The organism is Rhodococcus chondri (genome assembly GCF_036327435.1).
GTDB lineage: Bacteria > Actinomycetota > Actinomycetes > Mycobacteriales > Mycobacteriaceae > Rhodococcus > Rhodococcus chondri.
The window spans coordinates 1-1,960 of sequence record NZ_JAUZMZ010000340.1; the positions used below are offsets into that span (position 1 = coordinate 1).

The following is a 1,960-nucleotide window of genomic DNA, read 5'->3' on the forward strand; positions in this document are numbered from 1 at the left end:
TCGGCGGCGACGATCGTCGGGGGACTGCGGGACGACGAGAAGCTGCAGCAGATCGCAAAGCCGTTGATCGGCACCCCCCTCGCGGTGCGGGTGCTGCGCCGCGCCCGCGACACCGACCGACTCGACACGGCCCTGTTGCTCGCCGGGTTGGCCGCCGCGACCGCGGGCGATGTCTTCATGATCCGCTCCGACGACGACCGCCGATTGCTGCGCGGCGCCTCGTCGTTCGCGGTCATGCAGGCTGCCTACTCGACGCTGCTGGTGCGTCGCGGTGCCCGTCCGTCGCCTTCGGTTGTCGCGCAGCGCGCCGCCGCGGTGCTGGGGGCGGCCGGTCTGCTCGGCGCGAAGAACCCGTCGGTCGCGGCACCGCTGACCGGTTACGGGACTCTGCTGGCGACCACCGCGACACTTGCCGCGGATCCGGCGCTCGTCCCCGGTGCGCGGCAGGTCGCGCGGATGGTGGTGCCCGGCGCGGACCGCCGCAGCTGGCCGGCCCTCGGCGGGCTCGCGTTCACGGTGTCCGACGGCACCATCGTGCTGCGCCGGACACTGCTGAAGAACGAGACCGCGCGGGCCGCGGCGGAGGGTTTCGTCCTCGTCACGTACGCGGCCGCGCAACTGATGCTCGTCGAGGGCATGCTGGCGCTCGCGCGGCGCGACTGAACCGCGTTTCGACAGGGCGCTGTCTCGACCCACAACGATCGACTATCGACCACGGGCGTGGGGGGCCCCCCACGCCCGTGGAAGAGGTGGTGCTGGTTCAGTTGTCGCTGAAACGGATCATTCTGTGATCCAGAGGTTTTCCGCACGGGGGAAGTACTGGTAGGTCGGTTCCAGACCGCCGACGTTGCCGCGCGTGAGGTAGGCCTGCTCCTGGGTCATCCACGCGACCACCACGTCCTTCTCCGTCAGGAGCCGCAAGGCCTCGACGTATCCGTCGGTGACGACCTCGGGATCCTCGGAGCTGCGGGTCTTGACGAGCGCCGCGTCGACCTCGGGATCGGAGATTCCCGACGTGTTGTCGGAGCCGTTCGAGTGGTATCGAGCGTAGAGCGTGTCGGGATCGAACCATGCTCCGACAGCGTCGTACATCAGATCGAAATCACCCGAACGCAAAGCGGTCTGGCGTGCTGCCGAGTCGAGCGCAACCAACTCGAAGTTGATTCCGTTCAGCCGCTCGACCTGAGCCTTCAGGATCTGCGCTTCCTGCGAGATCATCGGGATACCGGTGATGTAGACGTACCGGACGGTGACCTCGGACTGTCCGGACTCCGCGAGGTAGGCGTCGAGCAGCCGCTGGGCCTCGGCGAGATCCTCGGTGGGCAGCTCGGGCTCGGCCTCGTACAAGAACGCCGTCGGCATCGCCAGCGTCTTGGGTGCCTCCGCCCCCGCGTGCACGGCGTCGTTGATCGCCTGGGTGTCGATCGCGCGTGCGATCGCAGCACGCAGGCCTTGATTCGCGGTCTGGGCGTCGGGGCGGACGTTGTACCGGAACCCGGTGCCCGTCGTCAGATACGGGGTCCGGTTGTCGACCAGTCCCGCATCGATACCGGCTTCCCACGACGACTGTGTCTGCGTGCTGTTCACGTCGATCTCACCGGAGACGACCGCATTGACGCGCTGCTGCTCGTCGGGCACGACCGTGACGACGAGTTCGTCGAGGTAGGGCCGCGGCGAATCCCAGTAGTTCTCGTTACGCACGAGTGTCATCTCGGTACCGCGGGCCCACGAACCGAGGGTGAACGGACCGGCACCGACGGGGTTGTTCACGAAGTCGGCGCCGCGCTCGGTGATCGCCGTAGGCGAGCCGATCATGCCGAAGGTCGTCTGCAGGTCGGTCGGGACCTTGAAGTTCACGTCCGGCAGCGTCACCTTCACGGTCCGGGGGTCGACGACCTGCCACTGCATCTCGGTGGCGACGCGCTGCGCGGTCGAGCGGTTCTGCGGAGCGCGCAGGCGC

2 protein-coding genes are annotated in these 1,960 nt (G+C 68.2%); one reads left to right on the forward strand and one right to left on the reverse strand.

Going from position 1 to position 1,960, the window contains the following annotated elements; translation table 11 throughout:
* Positions 1 to 663: lysoplasmalogenase family protein (locus Q8814_RS25930; protein ID WP_330154799.1), on the forward strand; the 663-nt coding region annotated here is incomplete at its 5' end.
* Between the two features lie 117 nt (positions 664 to 780).
* On the opposite strand, the gene Q8814_RS25935 is transcribed toward Q8814_RS25930, so the two are convergent.
* Positions 781 to 1,960 (reverse strand): ABC transporter substrate-binding protein (locus Q8814_RS25935; protein ID WP_330154800.1); only part of this gene is annotated, 1,180 nt, incomplete at its 5' end.